This is a genomic window from Aquimarina litoralis (assembly GCF_019295435.1).
In the GTDB taxonomy this organism is placed as follows: Bacteria; Bacteroidota; Bacteroidia; order Flavobacteriales; family Flavobacteriaceae; genus Aquimarina; species Aquimarina litoralis_A.
In genome coordinates, this window is sequence record NZ_WEKL01000019.1 from 71,136 (window position 1) to 96,047 (window position 24,912).

General features: G+C 34.0%; 16 protein-coding genes. 10 read left to right on the forward strand and 6 right to left on the reverse strand.

All coding sequences use genetic code 11. From position 1 onward, the window contains the following. Positions 1-87: 87 nt before the first annotated feature. Both GBO31_RS11890 and GBO31_RS11895 read right to left on the reverse strand, forming a co-directional pair. Positions 88-1,746 (reverse strand): hypothetical protein, encoded by a 1,659-nt coding sequence (locus tag GBO31_RS11890; protein WP_219008565.1) that lies wholly within the window; start codon positions 1,744-1,746, stop codon positions 88-90. Positions 1,747-1,757: 11 nt separating this feature from the next. After that, the gene (locus GBO31_RS11895; RefSeq protein ID WP_219008566.1) at positions 1,758-2,891 is read right to left on the reverse strand and encodes a T9SS type A sorting domain-containing protein; all 1,134 of its coding nucleotides are present in this window, start codon (positions 2,889-2,891) and stop codon (positions 1,758-1,760) included. 322 nt (positions 2,892-3,213) lie between these two features. On the opposite strand from GBO31_RS11895, the gene GBO31_RS11900 reads away from it, so the two are divergent. The 10 genes from GBO31_RS11900 (at position 3,214) to GBO31_RS11945 (ending at position 12,640) form a co-directional block, all read left to right on the forward strand. Then, positions 3,214-4,044, forward strand: a complete 831-nt coding sequence (locus tag GBO31_RS11900; protein WP_219008567.1) for an SDR family oxidoreductase — start codon at positions 3,214-3,216, stop codon at positions 4,042-4,044. Positions 4,045-4,053: 9 nt separating this feature from the next. Further along, complete coding sequence (uxuA, locus tag GBO31_RS11905) at positions 4,054-5,235, forward strand: mannonate dehydratase (protein ID WP_219008568.1); 1,182 nt, start codon at positions 4,054-4,056, stop codon at positions 5,233-5,235. 25 nt (positions 5,236-5,260) lie between these two features. Beyond that, positions 5,261-6,100, forward strand: coding sequence for a 5-dehydro-4-deoxy-D-glucuronate isomerase (kduI, locus tag GBO31_RS11910; protein ID WP_219008569.1), 840 nt, complete (start codon positions 5,261-5,263; stop codon positions 6,098-6,100). 7 nt (positions 6,101-6,107) lie between these two features. Continuing rightward, positions 6,108-6,902 (forward strand): gluconate 5-dehydrogenase, encoded by a 795-nt coding sequence (locus tag GBO31_RS11915; RefSeq protein ID WP_219008570.1) that lies wholly within the window; start codon positions 6,108-6,110, stop codon positions 6,900-6,902. A gap of 87 nt (positions 6,903-6,989) precedes the next feature. Continuing rightward, complete coding sequence (locus GBO31_RS11920; protein WP_219008571.1) at positions 6,990-8,231, forward strand: DUF4861 domain-containing protein; 1,242 nt, start codon at positions 6,990-6,992, stop codon at positions 8,229-8,231. Position 8,232: 1 nt separating this feature from the next. Next, entirely contained in the window at positions 8,233-9,228 is a 996-nt protein-coding gene (locus GBO31_RS11925; protein ID WP_219008572.1) for a sugar kinase, read from the forward strand. Continuing rightward, positions 9,229-9,900 (forward strand): bifunctional 4-hydroxy-2-oxoglutarate aldolase/2-dehydro-3-deoxy-phosphogluconate aldolase, encoded by a 672-nt coding sequence (locus tag GBO31_RS11930; protein ID WP_219008573.1) that lies wholly within the window; start codon positions 9,229-9,231, stop codon positions 9,898-9,900. 2 nt (positions 9,901-9,902) lie between these two features. Then, positions 9,903-10,877: a TRAP transporter substrate-binding protein gene (locus GBO31_RS11935; RefSeq protein WP_343211312.1), complete on the forward strand. Its 975-nt coding sequence runs from the start codon at positions 9,903-9,905 to the stop codon at positions 10,875-10,877. Continuing rightward, the gene (locus tag GBO31_RS11940; protein WP_246615851.1) at positions 10,874-11,341 is read left to right on the forward strand and encodes a TRAP transporter small permease; all 468 of its coding nucleotides are present in this window, start codon (positions 10,874-10,876) and stop codon (positions 11,339-11,341) included. Before GBO31_RS11935 ends, GBO31_RS11940 begins: the two co-directional genes overlap by 4 nt. A 3-nt stretch (positions 11,342-11,344) precedes the next feature. Continuing rightward, a complete protein-coding gene (locus tag GBO31_RS11945) occupies positions 11,345-12,640 on the forward strand; it encodes a TRAP transporter large permease (protein ID WP_219008575.1) in 1,296 nt (431 codons plus the stop codon). A gap of 106 nt (positions 12,641-12,746) precedes the next feature. Here GBO31_RS11945 and GBO31_RS11950 read toward each other — a convergent pair whose 3' ends face one another. From GBO31_RS11950 to GBO31_RS11965, 4 genes are all read right to left on the reverse strand, one after another. Continuing rightward, on the reverse strand, positions 12,747-17,225 hold the full coding sequence (locus GBO31_RS11950) for an Ig-like domain-containing protein (protein ID WP_219008576.1): 4,479 nt from the start codon (positions 17,223-17,225) through the stop codon (positions 12,747-12,749). A gap of 669 nt (positions 17,226-17,894) precedes the next feature. After that, the gene (locus GBO31_RS11955) at positions 17,895-22,775 is read right to left on the reverse strand and encodes a carbohydrate-binding protein (RefSeq protein WP_219008577.1); all 4,881 of its coding nucleotides are present in this window, start codon (positions 22,773-22,775) and stop codon (positions 17,895-17,897) included. 419 nt (positions 22,776-23,194) lie between these two features. Then, the gene (locus GBO31_RS27395) at positions 23,195-23,392 is read right to left on the reverse strand and encodes a T9SS type A sorting domain-containing protein (RefSeq protein ID WP_429725743.1); all 198 of its coding nucleotides are present in this window, start codon (positions 23,390-23,392) and stop codon (positions 23,195-23,197) included. Next, positions 23,393-24,841: a T9SS type A sorting domain-containing protein gene (locus GBO31_RS11965; protein ID WP_219008579.1), complete on the reverse strand. Its 1,449-nt coding sequence runs from the start codon at positions 24,839-24,841 to the stop codon at positions 23,393-23,395. Between the last annotated feature and the right edge of the window lie 71 nt (positions 24,842-24,912).

Below are 24,912 nucleotides of genomic sequence, written 5' to 3' on the forward strand. Positions count from 1 at the left end.
CAACTAATAACGTCTACCTTTCTAAAATATTAAAAAAATGTTAATAAATTAACACCTAAAATCAGTTTCACAAACTTCCTAATGACTTTACATATGTTGTCTTTTAGCAAGTTGGTATTGGTATAGCGATGGAATTTTCTCCATTCTTTTATTCACACATTTTACATAAGAAACTGGATCATAATTGATTACTATTTTATTATTTCCCCAAACACCAATTACTCTTGCATTGGGTCCATCATTCATACCATTAAGTTTTATAACATTTTCCTCTTTAGAATTATTCAAAATATTTATTTCAATATTCCAAAAAGTATTATAAGATCCATGAGATGGTTTCCAATAACTAGCTCCTCCTCCAGCAAAAAGAGGATATGAATTATCATTCAAAACATCCAAATGCACCTTTATATTGTCAAAAAGATTTTGATGGTTCACTCCAGAATGTTGGTCTAAAATTGGGTTTTTAAATATCTCACAATTGCTATACACACTTTTTGTAGAGAACGTATCAAAACTTAATGGATGTAAACTATCATTATATACCGATAGATTTTTCACTAAGACATTATGAACTCCTCCCATTTGTACTGTATAATGAGCTTTTTTCTCGCCTTTTGTAACGATATCTTCTATTGTAACATTAGCGATTGCCTCGGTTAGTATACCGCTATCTGCATTTTCAACGACCACATTTTTAACCCAACTATTAAAAACACGAGTTAAATAAATACCATTATATCCTTGTTCTACATGATGTGCTATATAGTTAGAAAAAGGAAATGTAATTTTAAAGTTTTGAATTCCTACTTCCTCTAAATGCTTCCATTCTACAATTCTTACTTCGTATTCCGAAATAATATTTAATAATAGTGGAGATTTTATCACAATAGAATCATTAGTAATTTTTACAATTTTAACCTGTTGACGTACCAATGGTAAATCAGGATAATTCCAATGATGAGCTCCTATCTTCAAATTTTGATCTCCATACAACTCCTTAATTAACTTCCCTTTTTTACCTTGTTTATTAAACCATTGTATTTCAACAACATCACCAACTTTCAATCTCTGGTTTTGCAGTACTTTAAAAGAAGTTTCTCCTCGATATGCGGTAGCAATAGTGCCTAAAACTTTTGGTGCTACATCATATTTTTGTAAATAAGATTTTACTCTAGTTCCAGGAACTCTTGTCCAAAAAACACCTCCAGACCAGGAATATTGAGAGAAAGGGATTGAGATATTATTTTCTTTTTCTCTTTGAACTTTACTAAGACGAATTAAATACTCTCTTAACTCCTTTAAATCTTCTGGATCTTTTATATACATCAAAGGTCTTGGACAAAATACTTCTGTCCCTTGATCTCCAATTCCACTACCATTAAGTATGATATTACTTCTTTCAAAATAAAATATATCACTTAAGATAATCCTTCCAGGAGGTAATTGAATAAGAACAGGATCTTGCTTTTCATGCGCAATCTCGAAGACTTTTTGCAATGCTTTAGAATCATCTTTTTCATCATTTGGGATTACTCCAAAATCTAAAGCGTTCAATACCACAACACTTTTAGGAATTTCAATACTTTGTTCTCCAAAATGATATCCTGCATAGCTATAGTTGGGAATAAAAGGCCCTTTATTATTTGCTAAATCTGTTAGGGAGTAAGTATCTTGACTTGAAATCTTACCGAATGTAAAAATTAATAATAGCCAGAAGTTTATATTGTTGTTTACCGCAAACATATTAGTTGAGACTATTGTTTTAGAACCTTATATATACCATTCCTATTGCCATTTGTCGTTTTAAGAATATAAATTCCAGCATTCAAATTATGTACATCAATTTCGTTTGCAGTAGCAGTAATTATTAATTTACCTTGGAGATTGTACAATTCAAAACGAACTTTTGATTGTACGTTTTGAAAATATATCTTATTTGAAACGGGATTTGGATAAAACCCAAAAGCATTTTCGTCAAATTCATCAGTACTTAATAGTAATTGATCTTTTTCTGTGATTGAAAAATCAGCAAAATATACTGTTTCGTCTCTTAGTGGCATTGAAGATTCCAAACTTCTATATATTCCCCATTTTGGTCTCAAAAACACAGCACTCCCCTCTCTTAACATATCTATATCCAGATCCTCATAATTTAATAGTTCATTTCCTGTAAAAACATCTTTTATTACCAATTTTATTGATCCTGGTTTCTCATCAGAAGGAATTGTAGTGCTATCTTCATTTACATACACTTCGCATGTAGCCTCCACCCAATTGCCTAAAAAGGGTGCCAAATCTATCTCTCTTACCGTAACATACTCCGGTCCTGATGGAGGATGATCACCTTGACTATATCGTACTCTCAGCTTACGAACTGCCGAAGAAGAACTTGACTTAAATGGAGAAATCGTAAGAACTGGGTTAGAATCATCATTACCTCCTTTAGCCTTTATTTGAAAAATATGTGTAAATCGATTAGTTGGTAGAAAATCGCTATCTAATTTAAATTTCCAATTATAAACAACCAACTCTTCTTTTACCGCCTTTAATTTATTTGGAGAAGGATCATAAGTCTTAATCTCGTTTCTTTGTCTATCAATATTGATACGACATCGATCGGTATCTATATCTCTATGTATATCGAACTTGAATACATCCTTATTTAAGTCATTATCAAACACCTCATTAATATGTGCTACTGGAGGATTATGATCACAATCTGGGACTTCATATGGAGTACCTCCGAAGGTGTTTTCTATTAATTGATAAGTATCTCCTGGACCATCTGCTGTTAATAAAGTTACTACATCTTGCGCTTGTAAAAAACTTATAGAAAAAAACAAAAACAGATAAATTCGAAGTATAGTTAGGGGTAATTTAACAACCATGACTTTAAAGATTTAAGCTTAACAAATCAAAACTATCAAATCTTCTAATTGCAAGAGTTCATATTATGGGGGTCAATTGTTCAATTAATCTCAAAAAAACTCTTAAAATTCATGTTTTTCATCAACAAAAACATAGAAAACCAAAGATCGTTATGAGCTCTCAATAAGTCATTCACAATATTTTTAAAAAACATAAAAACCTCAATACCAGTAACTTGTACTTTTTTATCCTACTTTATGTATGATCCTTTTTTTAAATTAAAAGAGTAATTGTCATAAAAAGTTCAACTTTGAAGGAGTTGATTTTTTTTCTCTTTACACAATGAATAATAAAGTAATCGTATTAACTGGCGGCGGTGGAGTTTTAGGTAGCACTATAGCACTGGCTTTGGCAAAAAAAGGAGCGAAATTAGCCGTTTTAGATCTTAGAAAAGAAGCAGCTGAAAAAGTTGCTCAAGAAATCAAACAACAAGGAGGAACGGCAATTGGAATCTCAGCAGATGTTCTCAATAAGAACTCTTTGTTGGAAGCCAAAAAAGAAGTGAATCAAAAATTAGGTAGTTGTGATATCCTAATTAATGGAGCTGGAGGAAATCATCCAAAAGGAACAACTTCTCATACGCATTTAACCTTAGAAGATCTTGAAAACAACAAAAATGATTTTAAAACCTTTTTTGACCTAGACTCAGAAGGAATTCAATTTGTTTTTAATCTCAATTTTATAGGCACACTGCTACCAACACAGATTTTTGCAAAAGAAATGGTTGGTAAAAAAGACTGTTGTATTCTTAATATTTCTTCCATGAATGCATTTACACCTTTAACCAAAATACCTGCTTACAGTGGTGCAAAAGCTGCCATTTCCAATTTTACACAATGGTTAGCAGTACATTTTGCAAAAGTGGGGATTAGAGTAAATGCTTTAGCTCCTGGTTTTTTCTTGACTGATCAAAATAGATCCTTGTTAACTGATGCAAAAGGAAATCCTACAAAAAGAGGAAAAACAATCATTGAGCATACACCCATGGGAAGATACGGTGAACCTGAAGATCTTATCGGAACCACCGAATGGTTATGTGGAGACGGTTCCAAATTTGTTACAGGTATAGTAATACCTATTGACGGAGGTTTTAGCGCATTTAGCGGAGTATAATAATAAGTTATGAATTTAGAACAAACATGGAGATGGTATGGACCAAATGATCCAGTAACGCTATCTGATATAAAACAAGCGGGTGCAACTGGAATCGTATCAGCACTGCATCATATTCCAAATGGTCAAGTATGGACCAAAGAAGAGATTATACTTCGAAAAAACACTATTGAAACTTCCGGACTTCGATGGTCTGTCGTAGAGAGTGTTCCTATTCATGAAAACATTAAAACCAACTCCGGAAACTACCAACAATACATAGAAAATTATAAAACGACCATCAAAAATTTAAGTGCCTGCGGCATTCATATTATATGTTATAATTTCATGCCTGTTTTAGATTGGACACGAACAGATTTAGTATATCCTGTTTCGGATGGATCAACAGCTCTTCGTTTTGATGCAACAGAATTTGCTGTATTTGATCTATTATTACTAAATCGACCAGGAGCTGAAAATGATTACACGGATAAGCAGATAGAAAACGCGAAAGCTTTTGAAAAGCAAATGTCTGAAGATCAGAAAAAGCTATTGATAAATAATATAATAGCAGGATTACCAGGTGCTGAAGAAGGATATTCATTAGAGGATTTCAATAATATCCTAAATACCTATAAAGATATTGGATCCAAAGAATTAAAGACACACTTATTCAATTTTCTTAAAGAAATTATACCCGTTGCACAAGATTCTGAAGTACTTATGTGTATTCATCCAGATGATCCTCCATATCCAATTTTAGGTTTACCAAGAGTAGTAAGTACTGAACAAGATATTCTGGATCTATATAAGGCTGTAGATTCTCCTAACAATGGACTAACCTTCTGTACAGGTTCTTTTGGAGTACGAAATGACAATGATTTGTCAGGTATGATTGAACGTTTAGGAGATCGAATTCATTTCATTCATTTGAGAAGTACTAAAAGAGATGACGAAGGTAATTTCTATGAAGCTAATCATCTAGAAGGCGATGTAGATATGTACGAAGTGATGAAAGCACTCATTAAAGAGCAAAAAAAGAGATTTAAAAATGGACGATCTGATATCAATATCCCGATGAGACCAGATCATGGTCACAAAATGTTAGACGATCAACATAAGAAAACAAATCCAGGCTATTCTGGTATTGGAAGACTTAGAGGTCTGGCAGAACTTAGAGGTTTGGAATTAGGAATTAGAAAATCTTTATAACGTAAATAAATAAAATAAGAGAATTATGGCTACTGCTTACGAATCAAGATATGCATCTCACCCTAAAGCTGTAAAAGCAATGGATACTACTGAGCTAAGAGATGAATTTTTGATAGAAAATATTATGCAACTCGGAAAAATCAATCTCACCTATTCGCATTACGATAGATACATAGCCGGATCTGCAGTACCAAATGACACTCTAAAACTAGAACCTATCGATCCTTTAAAATCATCTTATTTTTTGGAGAGAAGAGAATTGGGTGTTATCAATGTAGGAGGAAAAGGATCAGTTATAGTGGATGGTACTTCTTATGATTTAGAATATAAAGAAGCATTATATGTAGGAAAAGGAAATAAAGAGATACTATTTAAAAGTCAAAGTGCTTCTAATCCCGCCAAGTTTTATATCAACTCAGCACCTGCACATCAGAGCTATCCAACCGTAAAGGTTACGAAAGAAAAAGCAAACAAAATAGAATTGGGTTCTTTAGAAACATCTAACCATAGAACCGTACTGCAACTTATTGTTGGAGGGATTGTAGAAACATGCCAACTACAGATGGGGATGACAGAATTAAAAAAAGGAAGTGTTTGGAATACCATGCCTGCTCATTCTCATGATCGAAGAATGGAAGTATACTTCTATTTTGAAGTTCCTGAAGGTCAATCTGTATGTCATTTTATGGGTCAAACTCATGAAACTCGACATATTTGGATGCAAAATGAACAAGCTGTTATTTCGCCACCCTGGTCCATTCATTCTGGTTCTGGTACTTCTAATTATACATTCATTTGGGGAATGGCAGGAGAAAATTTGGATTACGGAGATATGGATACATGTAAAATAACAGATCTTAAATAATACATATATGTCTTTATCCTTATTCGATATAAAAGATAAAAATGCCTTAATTACAGGAGCTACTCATGGTTTGGGTATGGCAATGGCAAAAGGTCTAGGGCTTGCTGGAGCAACTATCATTGTTAATGGCAACTCATCACAAGAAAAAATTGATCATGCGATAACAACTTATACCGATTTAGGAATCAAAGCAAAAGGCTATAAGTTTGATGTGACCAATGAGCGTGAAGTACAAGATGCAATTTCAAAAATTGAAAGTGAAATTGGCCCTATTCATATCCTTATCAATAATGCTGGAATTATAAAACGAATCCCTCTGGAAAATATGGAAGTTGATGACTTTAAAGAAGTATTAGACGTGGATCTAGTGAGCCCCTTTATTGTCTCCAAGCATGTAGTCAAAGGAATGATAAAACGAAAATCTGGAAAGATTATTAACATCTGTTCGATGATGAGCGAATTAGGTCGCAATACTGTTGGAGCATATGCAGCTGCTAAAGGTGGACTAAAGATGTTAACTCAGAATATGGCTACTGAGTGGGCAAAACACAATATACAAGTTAATGGAATTGGCCCTGGATATTTTGCGACAGAACAAACTGCACCTATTCGAATCGACGGGCATCCATTTAATGATTTTATTGTAAACAGAACTCCCGCAGCAAAATGGGGAAACCCTAATGATCTTGCAGGTTCAGCAATTTTTCTAGCCTCAAAAGCAAGTGATTTTGTTAATGGACATATACTATATGTAGATGGGGGAATCCTTGCAACAATCGGCAAGCCTACGAACGAAAAATAAGGGAATGTAATCTATTAATTAGGTTATCAATTGCAGATAAACTTCAAGGTACATTCTACCTTAATTAAAAACCTTAAAAATAAACAGATGAGATATCTATTTATCATTATTTCTTTATTCTGTGTAATAACAAGTTGTAAAGATAGTTCGAACCCTGAATTACCTAAAAAGTATATTAGTTTTACGAATACAACTAATATTGATCGAGTAGACCAAGATATTGTCATTTCTAAGGACCAAATAGTTACTGTTTTAGATAGTCTTCCAGCTAACAACATACCCGTACTAAAAGATTCGACTGGAAAAATTGTCCCTTTTCAATTGGACGATTTACAGAAAGATGGAGCTTGGGATGAACTGATTTTAGTTTTGGATTTTAAACCAAGTCAAACTAGAAAATTAGAGTTAACAACTATCGCTCCCGAAAGCATTCCTTCTTTTAAATCTAGAACAAATATTCGTTTCGGAATAGGAACCAACAAGTCAAATGTAAAAGAAGTGCTAGCTCAGGAAAGAAAGGGGGATCCTAGAACTAACGACAGTATTTTTTATCAAATGGAAGGACCATCTTGGGAGAATGATAAAGTAGGTTTCAGATTTTATTTTGATCCTAGAAATGGCATCGACATTTTTGGTAAAACAACTTCAGATCCCGTTTTGGACAAGGTTGGATTAGGAGAAGGAAACTACCATGAACTAGCTGATTGGGGTATGGATGTCCTAAAAGTTGGGAAATCATTAGGTGCAGGAGCTTTAGCGATAAAATACAAGGATTCTTTATATCGAATTACCGGAATAGATCATACTAAATTTGAAGTGATTACTGAAGGTCCTATTCGGTCTATTTTCGAAATGAATTATAAGAATTCAAAAATCGGAGATCAACATATAGATGTAATCCATAGAATTACTATTTGGAAAGGACAATGGGGATATCAAAGTGATGTTTTTTTTAAAGGCCTAACAGATCAAATGAAACTAGTTAGTGGAATTGTAAATCTAAAACCTAACCAAATGAATACCAAAATTTTTAATAAATATAATGTCTTAGAAACTTTTGGTAAGCAATCCGAAAATAAGGATTTGCTAGGTATGGCCATATTAGTTTCCAAAGCTGATTTTATTACTCAGGAAAAGGTCGATGATGGAGAAACAAATATTGTAAACACCTATTATACAGTTATGAAAGCTTCTGATCAAAAACCAACTACTTTCTATTTCTTATCAGGATGGGAAGCATCAGATGCACAATTTAAAAACCACAAGGGGTTTGAAAAAATGGTTATCGAAACGAGTGAGAAACTATCGAATCCAATAGTAATAAACTAATATGAAAAAACGTGTAGTTACATTAGGTGAAGTATTGATGCGTTTAACCACAGCTTTGAATGAACGATTCGAACAATCGAATTCATACAATATTCATTTTGGTGGTACTGAAGCCAATGTAGCCTTATCTTTAGCAAGATGGGATGTAACAACATGTCATATTTCTGGCTTTCCAGATAATGCTATTGGAAAAACAGCCTGCGCATATTTAAAAAAATCTGGAGTTCATACCGATTATATCAAATTCACTGAAGGTCGAATGGGACTGTACTTTCTCGAAAATGGAGTCATGCAGCGATCTTCAAAAATTATTTACGATCGATTTCATTCTGCATTTTCTCAATTAGATCCTTCGTTGTTTAACTGGAACGAAATTCTTAAAGATGCAAATTGGTTTCATTGGACAGGAATAACTCCTGCTATTTCTGCTTCTGCTGCACAGATCTGTTTAGATGCTATTACCGCAGCTCAAAAACTAGGAATTACTATTAGTAGCGATATCAATTATCGCAGAAATCTTTGGCAATACGGAAAATCACCTTTAGACATTATGCCCGATCTAATAAGTAAAAGTAATGTAATTGTTGGAGGTTTGACAGATTTCAAAAATTGTCTAAATATTTTGGAGGATAGTTTCCAAGAAGCTTGTAAAAAAATACAGAAACAATACCCCAACATTCATACTATATCCAATACAAGTAGAGAAATCATTTCTGCTTCTCATAATAAATTATCAGCTGTACTTTGGAAAAACAACACGCTATACAATTCTCAAACCTATGATATGCAAAGCATTGTAGATAGAATCGGTGGTGGAGATGCATTTATGGCTGGACTAATTTATGGGTTAATGCACAAAGAAAATACAGAAGCTTTAGAGTTTGCATTAGCATCATCGGTATTAAAACATGGTATTACTGGTGATGCTAATTTAGTTTCCGTGGAGGAAGTTGAACAAATAGTAAATGGTAACAACATCGGACGATTATTACGATAAATGAATTACACAAAAGAACATATAATTTCTACAATGGAAAAAGTGGGTGTAATTCCCGTTTTTAATCATTCCGATATTGAAGTTTCTAAAAAAGTATTAGACGCCTCATACAACGCTGGTATTAGAGTATTTGAATTTACGAATAGAGATACCAAAGCTCTTGATATATTTTCTGAATTAAAGCAATATGCAACCAAATATGAAGATTTACTTTTAGGTATTGGAACCATATTTACTAAAGCTCAAGCGCAACAATTTATAGATGTCAAAACAGATTTCATAGTCTCACCAGCTTTGATTCCTGAGGTTATGGATTTTTGTAATGAAATAGACTTGTTATCCATTCCTGGATGTGCCACCATTACTGAAGTGTATACAGCTCATCAATATGGAGCAAAACTTATCAAAGCTTTTCCAGGTAATGTTTTAGGTTCGGATTTCATAAAAGCGGTAAAATCTGTTTTGCCGCAAGTAAAAGTAATGCCTACAGGAGGCGTGCAGCCTACAATAGAAAACTTGAAACTATGGTTTGATTCTGGAGTGAGCTGCGTAGGAATGGGGTCTCAACTTTTTGATAAAAATGATATCAAAAAACAAAACTTCTCAAAACTTACTAGTGATATCAAACAAGTGATACAATATGTTCAAACATTAAAAAATAAAGATCTATGAAAATGAAGAAACTAATTTTATTTTTTACTGGTTTGATTGTAATGGTGTCCTGTTCCACTGAAAAAGAAATCAAAATTCTTAGGCTAGCTCATACTTTGGACACAAAACATCCGGTACATAAAGCAATGGTTATTCTAGGAGAAAAACTCGAAAAAAAGTCAAATGGAACCCTACAAGTTAAGTTATATCCCAGCGGTCAACTTGGGGCAGAAAGAGAATGCTTAGAGTTACTGCAAATAGGAAGTTTAGATATCACCAAGGTTTCTGCCGCTGTTTTGGAAAATTTTATTACAGAATATAAAGTATTTAGTATTCCTTACTTATTTAGAGACAGACAACATGCTTTTGATGTTTTTGATGGTGCCATTGGTGATGAAATGCTCACCAAAGGTGATAAATTCAGATTAAGAGGACTCACATTTTATGATGCTGGTAGTCGAAGTTTTTACACCAAAGAAAAGCCTATTAGCACCCCTACTGATCTTGAAGGACTTAAAATAAGAGTTCAGAAAAGTAATATGGCAATCGCTATGGTTAATTCGTTGGGTGGATCTCCAACTCCAATTTCGTGGGGAGAACTATATACCGCATTGCAACAAGGTGTTGTAGATGGTGCAGAAAATAATCTTCCTAGCTTTTATACTTCTAAGCATTATGAAATATGTAAATACTTTAGCTTAGATCAGCATACTTCAGTTCCAGATGTATTATTAATTGGTTTAGACACTTGGGAACGATTATCCGAACAAGAACAAAAATGGCTAAAAGAAGCTGCTAGAGAATCAACCATAGAACAACGGAAATTATGGGCTGCTTCAGAAAAAGAATCATTAGATGTTATAACTAAAGCTGGTGTAGAAATTATAACTCCCGATAAAGTCCCGTTTCAGGAAAACACTAAAAGTATCCAAGATATGTTCAGTGACCGTCCTGAAATGGTATCCCTAATTCAAAATATCAAAAAGATAAATCAATGAAAAAGATAATCGATACCGTTTTAGAAAAAGCATTGATTGTATTGTTTTCAATAATGCTATTTAGTGTTATATGGCAGGTTTTTTCACGATTTTTATTAAAATCACCAAGTACAATTACTGATGAAGTCTCTAGTTTTTCACTGATCTGGTTAGGGTTATTAGGAGCTGCATATGCAACTGGGAAACGTTTGCATCTGGCTATAGATTTAATCCCTTCTCATGTTATTGTTAAAAGGCAGCTATTCTTTGATGGGATTATACAAATAGCTGTATTTATTTTTGGTTTTCTTGTAATGGTCATAGGAGGTTCACGGCTATGTTGGTTAACCTTTGTATTTGAGCAAAAATCGGCTACGTTAGAGATTCCGTTAGGGATTATTTATCTGGTTATTCCACTAAGTGGTTTATTAGTTTGTTATTATTCTTTGGAAATTTTGCTTCAAAAAAGAGCTCTTAAAAAATAATTTATGAATTATACTGAAGTTTTAATCCTAACACTAAGTTTTCTGGTACTACTTTCTATTAGAGTGCCTGTCGCATATGCTATTGGTCTTTCCGGATTATTTACGCTAATCGTTGCAATGCCTTTTATGCCATCAGTTACCACCTTAGCACAACGTATGGCAACATCATTAGATAGTTTTACGCTTTCTGCTATTCCATTTTTTATATTAGCTGGGCAAATTATGAACAGAGGTGGTATTGCAGTAAGGCTTATCAATTTTGCGAAAGCCATTGTAGGTCCTTTACCTGGTGGATTAGCCTTTGTAAACATATTTGCTTGTATGCTTTTTGGTGCCATTTCTGGCTCTGCAGTAGCTGCTGCTTCTGCTATTGGAGGATTTATGAATCCGATGATGGAAAAAGAAGGATATGACAAATCTTTTAGTGCTGCTGTGAATATTACAAGTTCAACAACTGGTTTATTGATTCCACCAAGTAATGTCTTAATTATATATTCTCTTGCTAGCGGTGGAGTTTCTATTGCTGCTTTATTTGTAGCTGGATATGTGCCTGGATTATTAATCGGTTTCGCCTTAATGTTGGTTGCAGGAATCTATTCGGTAATCAAAAAATATCCTACCGAAAAATTAGTCAGTATTACTACTTTTTTCAGGAGATTTTTAGATGCATTACCAAGTCTTTTATTATTGGTAGTAGTTATTGGAGGAATAGTAGCTGGTATTTTTACAGCTACTGAAGCATCAGCAATTGCAGTGATCTATACATTTATATTAGCATTAGTGTATAAGGAAATTACATTTAAAAGTATTCCAGTCATATTACTGGAAACCATTAAAACCTCATCAATTGTTTTATTATTAATTGCTACTTCTATTGCTATGTCTTGGGTAATGTCTTATGAAAATATTCCTCAGGAAATCAGTAATGCATTACTCTCGGTTAGTGATAATCCGATCGTCATATTAATCCTTATCAATCTTATTTTACTGTTTGTTGGAGTATTTATGGATATGACTCCAGCAGTATTAATTTTTACACCAATATTCTTGCCTATTGTCACGGATTTAGGAATGAATCCTATCCACTTTGGTATTGTTATGATATTAAATCTATGTATTGGATTATGTACACCTCCTGTAGGCTCTGTTCTTTTTGTAGGATGTAGTGTGGCAGAATTAAGTATTCAGAAAGTGATTAGACCTTTAATGCCGCTATTTCTGATTATGATATTTGTCTTAGTAATGATTACATATATTCCAGAATTAAGTCTTTGGCTACCAAGAGTATTTGATCTCTAAAAACCAAATTGTATACTATATATAACAGACCTCTTGACGAATTGTCAAGAGGTCTGTTATCATTCTATTAATCTATTTCCTATATTATTTATTTGAGAGAAATAGCCTATTTTTTAGCAACTTTAAAAGTTTTAGTATTTGAATTATTATCATAATCTATTATTTTAACTAAATATAGCCCAGCAGAAAAAGGTTCCATAGAAATAATATTTTCTCCTTCTGTTAACTCCTTTTTAATTTTAACAGCTCCTAATACATCATATACTGTAACTACTTTCTCAGCTGTATTTCCAGAGATAAATAAGGTGTTCTGAACTGGATTAGGGTAAAGTCTCAACTCCTCATCTTCTATTGGAGTTTTATCTTCTTCTAACACCTCAAAAATCCAATGTTGATTTTGATTACTATTACCGTTAGTCCATAGATAAGTAGCCCTTCCATTAGCTCCTCCAAAATCTCCATCTATAGAGAACCCACTAGAGTTTCGTTTTTCCAAACGATACATATTCCCAGAGATTTTAACCTTTCTCCAGTGCTGATTCTGATTATTATTTTCGCAGTTCCATAGGATTATGTTTTGACGTAGTGCTCCGTTATTTCCTCCATCCATACATAAATCAGTATTAACTTTTTGGTATGAATAATAGCCATTCCCACGATCAATTTCTATCCATTGTTGGTTTACATTATTTGGATTGGCAGCATATAAAAACACGTTATTATTAGGAACTCCACCATTCCCACCATCCAGAGCAAAATTTATAGCATTACGTTTACGTATATGTACTACGGTATTACCAATAACCTGCACATTCTTGGTTATAGTTGCTGTAATTCCTGCATTATTTGTCGCTACTGCTTTTAATTCATAAGTCCCAGCTGCCATATTCAACAATAAGGCATCATTTTGACCAGGGTTTGCAGCACCCCATTCATAAGGTGTTACATTTTCTTGCCGTACCAAAATATCATTTATATATAATCTTACATTAGAAATACCTTCGTCATCTATAGCATTTACCACTACACTAAGATTTTCTCCTACTTCAAATGTTGTATTCACAGGACTTGTAAAAGTCACGGTTGGTGGTTCATTGGGCTCAGAAACTTCAATAACTTTTGTTATTGTAGTCATTGCTCCATTGTTATCTCTAGCTTCTGCTTTTAAAGTGTAATTTCCAGATGATAAATTGAGTAATAAAGGATCTTCGTTACCCGCATTTGCTATACCCCATTCGTAAGGAACTACATTTTCCTGACGTACAAATTCATCATTGATATATAATCGAACATTAGTAATAGAACCATCACTATCAACAGCATTGACCACTACACCAAGATTTTCTCCAACATCAAATGATGTATTCGTAGGACTTATAAAAGTTACAATTGGTGATTGGTTCTGTCCTGAAACGACAATGGTTTTTGTTATTGTCGTGCTAGCACCATTATTATCAGTTGCTACTGCTCTTAAGGTATAATTACCAGCCGACAAGTTGAGTAATAAAGCGTCTTCATTACCTGCATTTGCAGTTCCCCACTCATAAGGAGCTCCATTTTCTTGTCGTACCAAAATATCATTCATATATAATCTTACATTAGCAATAGAACCATCATTATCAGAAGCATTAACTATTACACCTAAATCAGACCCTTCATCAAACTGATTGCCGTTTGGACTCTGAAAACTTACTATCGGAGGTGTGTTATCAGGAAGATCATTATTGCAACTTGCATTCTCTTGATTATTTTTTACCATTCCAATAGGTTGCCCACAAGATTGCCCAGCCCATCTAGCATAAATTAAAGTGCCTACAGGAACATTATTAAAGCTTCTTGTTCCTACATTATCATTGAAATTTTGTGTATATGTTTGTCCTCCATCTAAACTTACTTGTACCTGCGTCTTCGTAGGGTTATTTTCTATATGAACTGTAGCTCTTGCCATACAACCCGATTGGTTAGAAGTTCTTACATAAGCATTCATAAGATTTGGTTCTTCATTATATTGGTTAAGGTTAGGTAAACTACCAGAGTTCCATCGAACTATATACTTGGTGGTCAAAAGTTTATTCTCCAGTATAAATTTCACATACAAATCCCCATTATTTTCTACATAATAAGCTGTAGTATTTGAATTGTTAACTTGATTAATGCCATTGCTTTGGGATATTCCATCTATCCTTACATTATTCAAATTTCCAAAACCTTTAAATCGTACGGTCATAGCTTTTCCAACTTGTCTGTCATTATTTAGTATTACCTCCATACTATTTCCAGAAAGACTACTATAATAAATAGCATGTTCAAATTGATCGTGAGCATCATCTAGTGTAAAGTGATGGTTGGAATAAGGTCCGACACCGCAAGCACTAGAACTGAAGACTTTGGAAATTGTACATCCCACTTTTTTTCTAGTCATAGTAAGAGGAACATCATTGCTTGTTCTCAACAATGCAAAGGATTTAGGGGCACTATGCAACCCATCCCAGTTATGCAATTGGTAAGTATCATCAAATACATAAAAATCAGTTTCACTAGTTAAAGAGCTAGACACGCCGGTGCGTGTGAGGGAGCCATCCAAATCTTGAATAACATTACTCCAGGTCTGTAGACATGTATGATCATTATCGTTGGGTGGTGTCCATTGATGCTCAATATTTATTCTGGGAGGGCCTGCATGATTATAAGTAATACCTTTAAACTGGTGATTGATAAATTTGGTACCTGCTCCATTATTATCAAATATAGAGCTATCATTTTTATCCCAGTCTACTAAATGACTATCAAACATTCTTAGTGCGCCATCATACAAAAGGTTAAGAGATTTTTGCTCATTTGATGTGTTTAAACCATTACCGGTATCAGAAACAAATAACGAATTTTGGAGGGTTGCTCTAGTGGCTAGCATTGTATGAAATCGAGCATCTGAGGACATCGCATTCTCAAATATGATATTTTCTAAACCTCCACCAATACCAGCATATATATTAATATGATTACTAAACATTGTGAAATCTTTGATAACAAATGGATTATCTACTGTAAAACCAACATTCTTTCTTAGCGTATGGTTTTGTGTAAGTGCATCGTTGATATCAAAACCTGATCGACTACTATGTGCACTATTCCCAGAAAACTCCTTTAACTCCGTTTCTCTAGGCTTTAAATTGGCCAAAGCGGGTAAGCTTTCTGAATTGCCCGTAGGTCTATCAGGAAAGGCGAACCAGTAGGCTGTACCTTCTGTTCCAGCAACGATGTTATCAATGAAACTATTATCTGGATTTGTGATCCAAAAAGCAGACGGAGAAACATTCTGTGGTTCAGAAAAATCAAAATCCGAATCCAATAAAGCATCTTGCTCTAATGGCTTTTTAGATAACAACACCAAATTATTTGAAAAAACATTGTTAATCTCTGAACCATCTTCTAAAAAGATACCATGGCCTCTATGATCATAGGCTACATTATTGTCTACCAAAGTTCCCCAAGTACCGTGTACAGTAATGGCTCTATTATAACTTTTTCTAATGCTACAATTGGTAATATACTGCCCATTACCTGCAGCCCCTAATAAATGCCAATGCCATGGATACCTCCCTAGTGTTCCTCCTTGTCCCATGCGATAAAATTCTACATTGTCCGCATTTCCTGTGGAACCATTCATAATCATCACATGAGCTCCATATCGATTACCATCAGTAGTGTTATTATCTCCTTGAATGGTAAGATTTCTACTAAGTAGCCCAACTTCTACTCGAGTATCCATTGTCCAAGTTTTTGTGCCATTAGAATAGGTCTGTAATTGTCCCATTCTAGGGAATTGCAAACCTTGTGCAAAAGAAATGGTTCGTCCATTACTGGAAACATTTGTAATGCTCCTAACTTCAGCTTCTTCCGGGTTTAGTCTGTTTGGAGTAATCACTACTTGGTCACCTACTTCCCAATCAACATCTTCTGTAAGGGTTATTGATGTTGATCCAGCTGGTGTTTGAGTGGCTATTTTTACCCAAGATTTTTTTGGATTACCGTGTAAATTCATAGTAGCGCCGCCCATTACCATAATAGCCTTAGAATTAACTGGAGTTCCTGGGATTAATTCATTTCTATTGGTTCCGGTTAAGGTAATAACGCCACCTTCGGCACTTATATACGGCTGATCCTTAGTACCAATTTCCATTAATGCATTTTGGCCCATTACCATAATATATTTGGTCGTTAAGTTGAACCAAGTTCCTTGAGTTTGATGATTATAAGCTCTTAGGGTTCCATTCACTTCAATACTTCTGGCATTACAGTTTCCTATTAGTGTAAGTGTCATTCCTTCTGGCACTACTACATCATCATTTGAAGTCGGTCGGATACCATTTTGCCAAGTACTATCTTGATTCCAAGCCCCAGATTGTATAGGTTGTATGGTGGCTAAATTTAAAGGAGGTAGACAATCATAAGAAGATGTCACCTTTTTAATGGTATTCTTTCTGGGAGTATGAGCGAAAATATTGCCAATTCCCACAGATAAAAACATCATTATAACAAACGTATAAAAACGTTTATTTTTCGATATGTATCTACGCTTTTTCATAAGTTGGTTTGTATTAAATTAATCTTAGTGGTTAAAAAAATATATTGTTATAGCTAAAAACTCTATATGTAAATATTACATATGAATTCATTTTTTATATTTTGTTGATTTTAATAAATCATAGACAATTAAATCCTATGCAATCATATTGCAGGCAACTAATGGAAGCCTGAAAAAATGGAAACATCTTATGTTTAAAATAAAGTGTTAAAGATCCTGGAGGAGAAGGAACATTAAAACAAATACAATTGAACTGTTTTCTTCACTATAAAGAAAATTAATTAGGATCTTAATAAAATGGAAAGACTTGCAAATAAGACCTGTCTTAAATAAATTCTATAAGGAGATACAATGTAAATTCATGTATAAAAGAAGAAAAGTCTGGAATTTCTTCTATGCATGAAACTATTTTTTCTTGTTTTAGTAAACATTATTCGACAAAAGATAATGGAGATACAATTATTATATAATATTACCTCTAATAAGTTAATAAATAATCATTGGTTTAAGTCCAAGAGATATTCAATGGATATTACATTATAAACTTTCACGTTTTATTGGTCTATTGAAACGTAGTGATATGACATTCCTTGTATAGAAAACCAAACCGCTTTAGTTTGCGATTTGGTTTTTTCATAGAATTATAAACTAAGGCTACATTCACCTTTACTAATTCGATTTTACAACTTTATATAACATTGGTTCTATTCTCCGATTATTTACATCAATAATTCGTACCATATATATTCCTTTGGATAATCGTCCTAAGTCAACTTCATTTTCATTTTCTCCCAGAGAGATATTTATTTTTTCTGCTCCAAGCATATCATATACTTTCACAGTTTTAGTGAAATTAGCCTGTGACATACTTAAAACATCTCTTACTGGATTAGGATATAACACAGGCAAATTCTGATCAACATCAGGGTTTTTATTTTCCAAATAAGTAATTACTAATTTTGGAGCACCTGTAGTTCCATTTTCTTTAGATCCAAAAGCAAAATCATTACCTCCACTCATTTCTAATATCAAACTTAATCTATTACCTGTAGTTTTGGAAAGATCAAGTGGTACTCGAATAGTTGAACCTATAGCATAAGCACCTGTTCTTGAGCCTATAGTCTGTGACTTTTTATTCGGTTTATTCTGATTAGAAAGATTTGTCTCAGTCCAATTGTTATGTGTTGCTTCCTGAATAACGACTCCTCCATTTCCAGCATCTCCAAATACTTCAAATTCTAATTCAGCATTCAGAATCTCTCCATTAATACTGGATGTATCAAACATTAAATATCCGGTACGTCTTCCATTTTCTAGTCTCAYCATATTGTTATTAAAACGAATACCATTATCGAGATAAGCATCATGTATTGCTGATAATGTGGTAGTAGTTTCTATCTGAGTTGGTTTTGTAACTTCAACTCTATCTACATTAAATAAGTAATTGCCTCCTCCAGTATATGATAATCGCAATGTTTGAATCCCACTGGAAAGACTTATAGAACTGGTGTACGCTTGATACGAATGCCAATTTGCATTACCCGGAATTTGAATTGTTCCTTTCAATGTATTATTTGTATAAATCTGGATATTACCTCCAATGGTAGCACTAGAAGCAAAAGCAGTAATCTCATACGTTCCAGAATCGGCTACATCAATCTCATATTCAGTATAGTTCCCATTAAGAATGAACCCAAGATTTTCTCCTCCGCCTGGTGTATTTTCTATTCGTACACTTCCAGATATATCAGTATAATCTTCAGCTTCAAAATTCCCAGGAATAGCGATAGCATTTGGATTTGGATCTGCATTAATATTTAAAGTAAAACTTTTAGAAGCGGTACAACCATTAGCATCCGTATTCGTTACTGTATATGTACCTACTTGATTCAATTGTACATTAGATAACAACAATCCTCTATCATTATGACTAAAATTATTAGGACCTGTCCAAGACCAACCATTTGATGTAGGACCAAATTCTTCGGATTGTGGACCAAACCATACCGTATCACCGACATTTGCATTAGCTACATCTACAGATTGCCAACCTGTATTATTGATATTTACATATGGTACAATATCACATGTTAGATCAATTACAGTAATCGTCTTAATTTCCGTAGTACTTGTACCGTTTGTAGCTGTCGCTACTGCCTTTAACTCATAGGTTCCAGCCGCTAAATTTAATAAGGCATTATCATTAGCACCTGGATTTGCAGTTCCCCATTCGTACGGTGCTGCATTCTCTTGTCTCACCAAAACATCATTTAGATAAAGCCTGATATTAGCGATATTTCCATTGCTAACACCAATTACAACGCCAACATCATCTCCAGTTAAAAACTGGTCATCTGTAGGACTTGTGAATGTGATCTCTGGTGTATTATCACATGGAGCGCTGGAGGCATCAGGACCATGTATATAATCTATCCAAGTATGTCTAGGCGCAGATGCATCTGGAGGGAAGTCCAAACGAATTTTGGTAATTGTTTTCCCCATCCATGTATTCAAATTACTCATATCAAAAACAAGTTCTTCGAAAACATTTGTTGTTTGAGGAGCRACTGTTACTGATCTAGCAGCAGCGAAATTAGGTTGATCCGTAGTTGCCCAGAATAATTGGAAAGTACCCGCAGCTTCAGATTTTGTTCTGATTTTCAATTGTGGTACTTGACTTCCACTAAATTTTAAACCATTCCTTACGATATAGGGATCATTAGAATTATCTGCCCTAATCAACCAAAACTGATCACTACTTGTATTTGCTGCAGCTGTATTAAATCGTTGAAAACTCTCATCCGTATTGCTAAACTCAAAGTTTAAATCAGATGCATTATTTGGATTTCCACAAGTATCCGTTTCGACAATATCTGGCCTTCCATCACCATCGCTATCCATTGCTGTTACTCCATCTAGATCATTTGTAGTACAAGGTAGGGCTGCTGGTTGAAAACTTCCATTATTATCCCAATTGAAGAAAATATTAGATCTATCATCACCTCCTAAATTTCTAAGTTTAAGATATACATCACCATTCCCTGCAATAAAATAAGCATTATCTGTAGCATTTTCTACTGCCGCTATAGAATTTAGACGCGGTAGATTAAAATTATGCCCTCTTGCTCTAAAATTACCTAGTTTTCCAAGTCCTTTAAAAACTACAAATCCTAAATCACCAGCATCTCCTCTATTCCAAATGAGATGAATGCTTTTATTTGATGGTGCTCTATCCAGATAATATGTATATCTAAAGCCTTCATTGACAATCGTAGGAAACTTATACGTTCCTGAAGATGCATTTCCAGATTCATAGAAACAAACATTTTCTGTTCCAGGTTTCGAACGGACTACTGATATTCGTGTTCCACTGGAATTAATCCCTGCAAGCCATAATCCTGCGAAGAAATAATCAGATCGTGCAGCATTTCTCCAGGAAGGATGTCTGTATTCATGTCCATCTCTAAGAAATGCAATATCTCTAATTAGCGTTGTATTTGCTTTACCTGTTAATCCTCCATCATAGTCTTTGAAGAACTGTCCCACTTTTCTGGCGCGAGTATTATCTGTATTTGGTAAAGGAAAAAATCTAAATGGGAACGGTTCTGAAAACCCTTTTGTAGTTCCACGGAATGTAGGGTTAAAATTCTCCGTGGCTCCTCCTCCTGTAATTTGCTTAATCATTTCTGCATTAGATCGATTCCATCCTTCAAAATGACAATCGATATGTCTACCAGGTCCATCATAGAACCTAAAGAATTCTCGTACTCCATTAAACACTCCTAGATCCGTATCAACATTAAAAAGACTATTTTCTATAGTTAGATCTCCAGCGAGCATGGAAACCGTTTTATTATCGCTAAAAGCACAGTTATAAAAAACAGTATTTTCATTGGTTCCACCTACACCCAATCCGCTATATAATGCTTGGTCATTTCCATACATCAGACCATCTTTAATCAATTGCCTAGTATTAACATCCCATCCAAAATTCTTTTTTAAAGAATGATTAGGGTTTAATCTATCAAAAACGTCCCAACCAGTCATACAGGTATGAGCTACAAAACCATCAAATCTTCCTAAAGGCTCCTTTGAAGGGTTCAAACCTTGATAATAGGCTAGATTACCAGAATCGAACATAGGTCTTTCAGGAAAGGCAAACCAAAATCCTGTTCCTTCAGTACCTGCTGCTATGTTATTTTCGAAGTAATTATTTGGGTTCGTAATCCAATAAGAAGCAGGAGTTCTGTTTTGAGGTTCATTGGCTTCGTTATCCGATGGTGTTAGTTGTTCTCCTGGTTTTGGTCTTCTAGTTACAAAAACTACATTATTCTTAATGGTATTGAATCGTTCAGCACCGTCTTCCAAAAAGATTCCATGACCTATTTGATCATAGGCAAATATACCGTCTACAGTTACATAATCGGTACCATGAATGGTTACAGCTCTGTTGAAAGATTTATGTACACTACTATTTCTAAAATAACTGCCTTGAGCCTTATCTTCATTTAAATGCCAATGAAACGGGTATCTTCCTAAAACTCCTTTTTGACCCATTTTATACAATTCTACATTTTCTGCGTGAGCGATAGAATTCTTCATTAGCATAATATGTCCTCCAAATCCAGTTTGCTCATTATTAGCATCCATTTTACCTTGGATCTTAATATAATGTGTAAGCAAACCAACTTCAGCCTGAATATTTACATTCCAAGTTTTCCCGTCTCGAGCTCTTGTATAGGTTTTAGATCCACCGATATGGGTAAATTGCAGTGGGGATGCTAATGTAAGTGTTCTTCTATTTCCGCTAATGGCAGTAATCTGTGCTTCGTCAACATTGTTCCAAGCTTTCGATTGAGAGCTTGCTAATCCTGTAGCAGTTAATGCAATTTGATCTCCTACTTCCCAGTCTACAGCTTCTTTAAGTGTTATTTGTTGAGCTCCTTGATTCGCGGTAGTTGCAATATTAGTCCAACTCATTTTTTTCTTTCCATGTAGTTCTAAGCGACCACCACCCATTACCATAATGGCTTTATAAGATGCGGCCGCATTAACTACTTTTGTACCAGTAAGTGTGATCTGACAACTAATTCCATTGGCATTTCTGTTAGCATGATAAGGTTGTGCTTCGGTTCCTACTTCCATATAACCGCCATTGGCAACCATAATGCTTCGCGCTTCTAAATCGATCCACGCTCCTCCAGCTTGCCAATTAACAGCACTTAACTTTCCTTGTACATTAATGTTTCTCGCTCTACAGGTTCCTACCATAACTAAGTCTATTCCGGAAGGGACAACAACATCATCATTTGATGTGGGAGCAATACCATTAGGCCATGTAGATGCCTGATTCCAAAAACCTGATTGTACAGGACTAATAGTAGCCAAAGTACTTAAAGGTGGGGCACAATCATAGGAAGAAGTAACTTTCTTTGGTTTCGTGTTCTTTGGGGTATTTGCAAAAACATGACTCGTACCCATAATTAAAAAAAGCATCATGACAAACGTATAAAAACGTCGATACTTCGTTGTGTGTTTACGATTTTTCATTGGTGAGTTTGTGTTAGGTTAATTTTAAAGGTTTAATAATTAAGAGTATAATTGGTTAATTAAGAATTCATTTATAATAAGGTTACGTTACAAGAGCATAATATCCCTAGCTAATACGTATTTTGATTTAAAAAGCGGTTTATACATTTTATGTTTAAATTATATTACAATCATCAATTTCTAACAAATCGATGCATAGGTCTTTGTTCCTTTTCTTCAAAGGAGTTACAAATCAAATATTGACACGCTATTGCGAATAAATATCTAAAGACTAAGGGAAGAAATATTTTAACTCTAGACGAACTATATTCGTTCGCATTTATTAAGAACCTTTATTAAGATAATATCGACTAAACACTTTTTTTCTAAAGCGAATTCCCAAATGATACTATCCCTAAAAATGGAACATTTTTATCAATTTATTTTTTAATGAATATTCTATTAATTTGATTTTTACGATTACTAATATTAAGAATATACAAAACAGAATTTAGTCGAGTAAGGTCTAGTTTTGTAATTTCTTTTGAAACTTCTTTAGTGATTAAAATTTTACCAAACACATCATGAATCCTCAATACCATATTCTCTTTTGATAGTCCATCAATTGAAGTTAAAATCTACTTTTTTACTACTTTAATAGTCTCGATGTCTGCATCTTTAAATTGTGCTTTTAAGAAATAAACTCCTTTAGAAAACATAGAAAAGTCTAAAGAAAATTTTTCCTTTGATTCTCTATCTATTGTAGCTTCGACTAATTCTTTACCCTGCAAATCATATATAGAAACATTAGAAATTTCAGCTTTTGGAGTTTCTACAGTTAAAAAGTCAACCACAGGAATAGGATAAACAGTCATTGGTTTTTCTCTAGCAAAATCTGGTGTAGATAATACAGTGTCTTCTACAACTAAGGTGAAAGAAATCTCGCTTGTTCCTCCTCTATTATCAGTAGCTACTGCTTTTATTTCATATGTACCTGCTACCAAGTTTTTTAATTCATCATCTAGATCATCTCTATGTCCCCATTCGTAAGGTGAATTCACTTCTTCTCGTATTTCCACATTATCCATATACAATTTTACATTGTCTATATTTCCATCTGGATCACTTGCATCTACATTTACCATCAGATTATGACCTTCATCTACTGTTACTGTTTGAGTGGTGGGGTCATTAAATGAAATAACTGGTAATTGATTCTCACCAGAATCCGATCCTGACGGCATTGCTGATTCTAAAGTAGTTGCAATTCGCATTTCATCATAATAAGTAGTTGTATTATAATTACAAGCATTTGAATTATAGGATCCCCATTTTGGATACACTACTTTACCATCAAATGTTTTATGATATGCTCTTTTACCGTCCGAAGAAATATCCACTTGATAATCTTGAAAATCAGCATTTGATAGTGTTTGTTTTTGTCCGTTATACCATAATTCTACATAACCTATTTCATCATTTCTAGACATTTTTATTCCGACTACAAAACTTACCCAAGTATTCTCCGGAATTGACTTACTCCACAGTGTAGTTTTACGTTTACTAATCGATCCACTACAGGAATTCCAATTTGGATAACATGGTCCCCAAGCGCTAAAGCTCAACCTACCATTTCCATATCCCATATTTAGCGGATAATTTTGTGTATTGTTTTGTCCTCCAGCATCCGTTTTCCATTGCCAAACAGCAATGCCACTAGTAATGTCAGGAGTAGACTCTATTTTCCATCGCCATCCGTAATAAACCAAATCTCCTTCTTCAGGTTCATAGTTATTTATTGTACCCGTAGTTCTTGCGAATTCACCTCTCTTTTGACCTATGGGTTTACGTATTCTCCAAACCTTTCCATATTCTGAATCATTTACTGTTGATGCAAAGGAATTATTATTAGATTGATTATTACAATCATCACCTGCATTACCTGAGTCAAATCTTCTAAAACTAGAATTAACACTTTTATCTGGATCTCCATACCATAAAACCTGTGCCTTTATGCTATTGATTGCAAACAGAAAAAGTATAAAGACGGAATACTTCCAAATTTTGTGTAGGTCTTTAGTTTTCATAATAAGTTTTTAGTTGGTTTTAAGTTTCTTGTATTTACTTGTTTACAGAACTTTTATTTATGTTTTTAGAT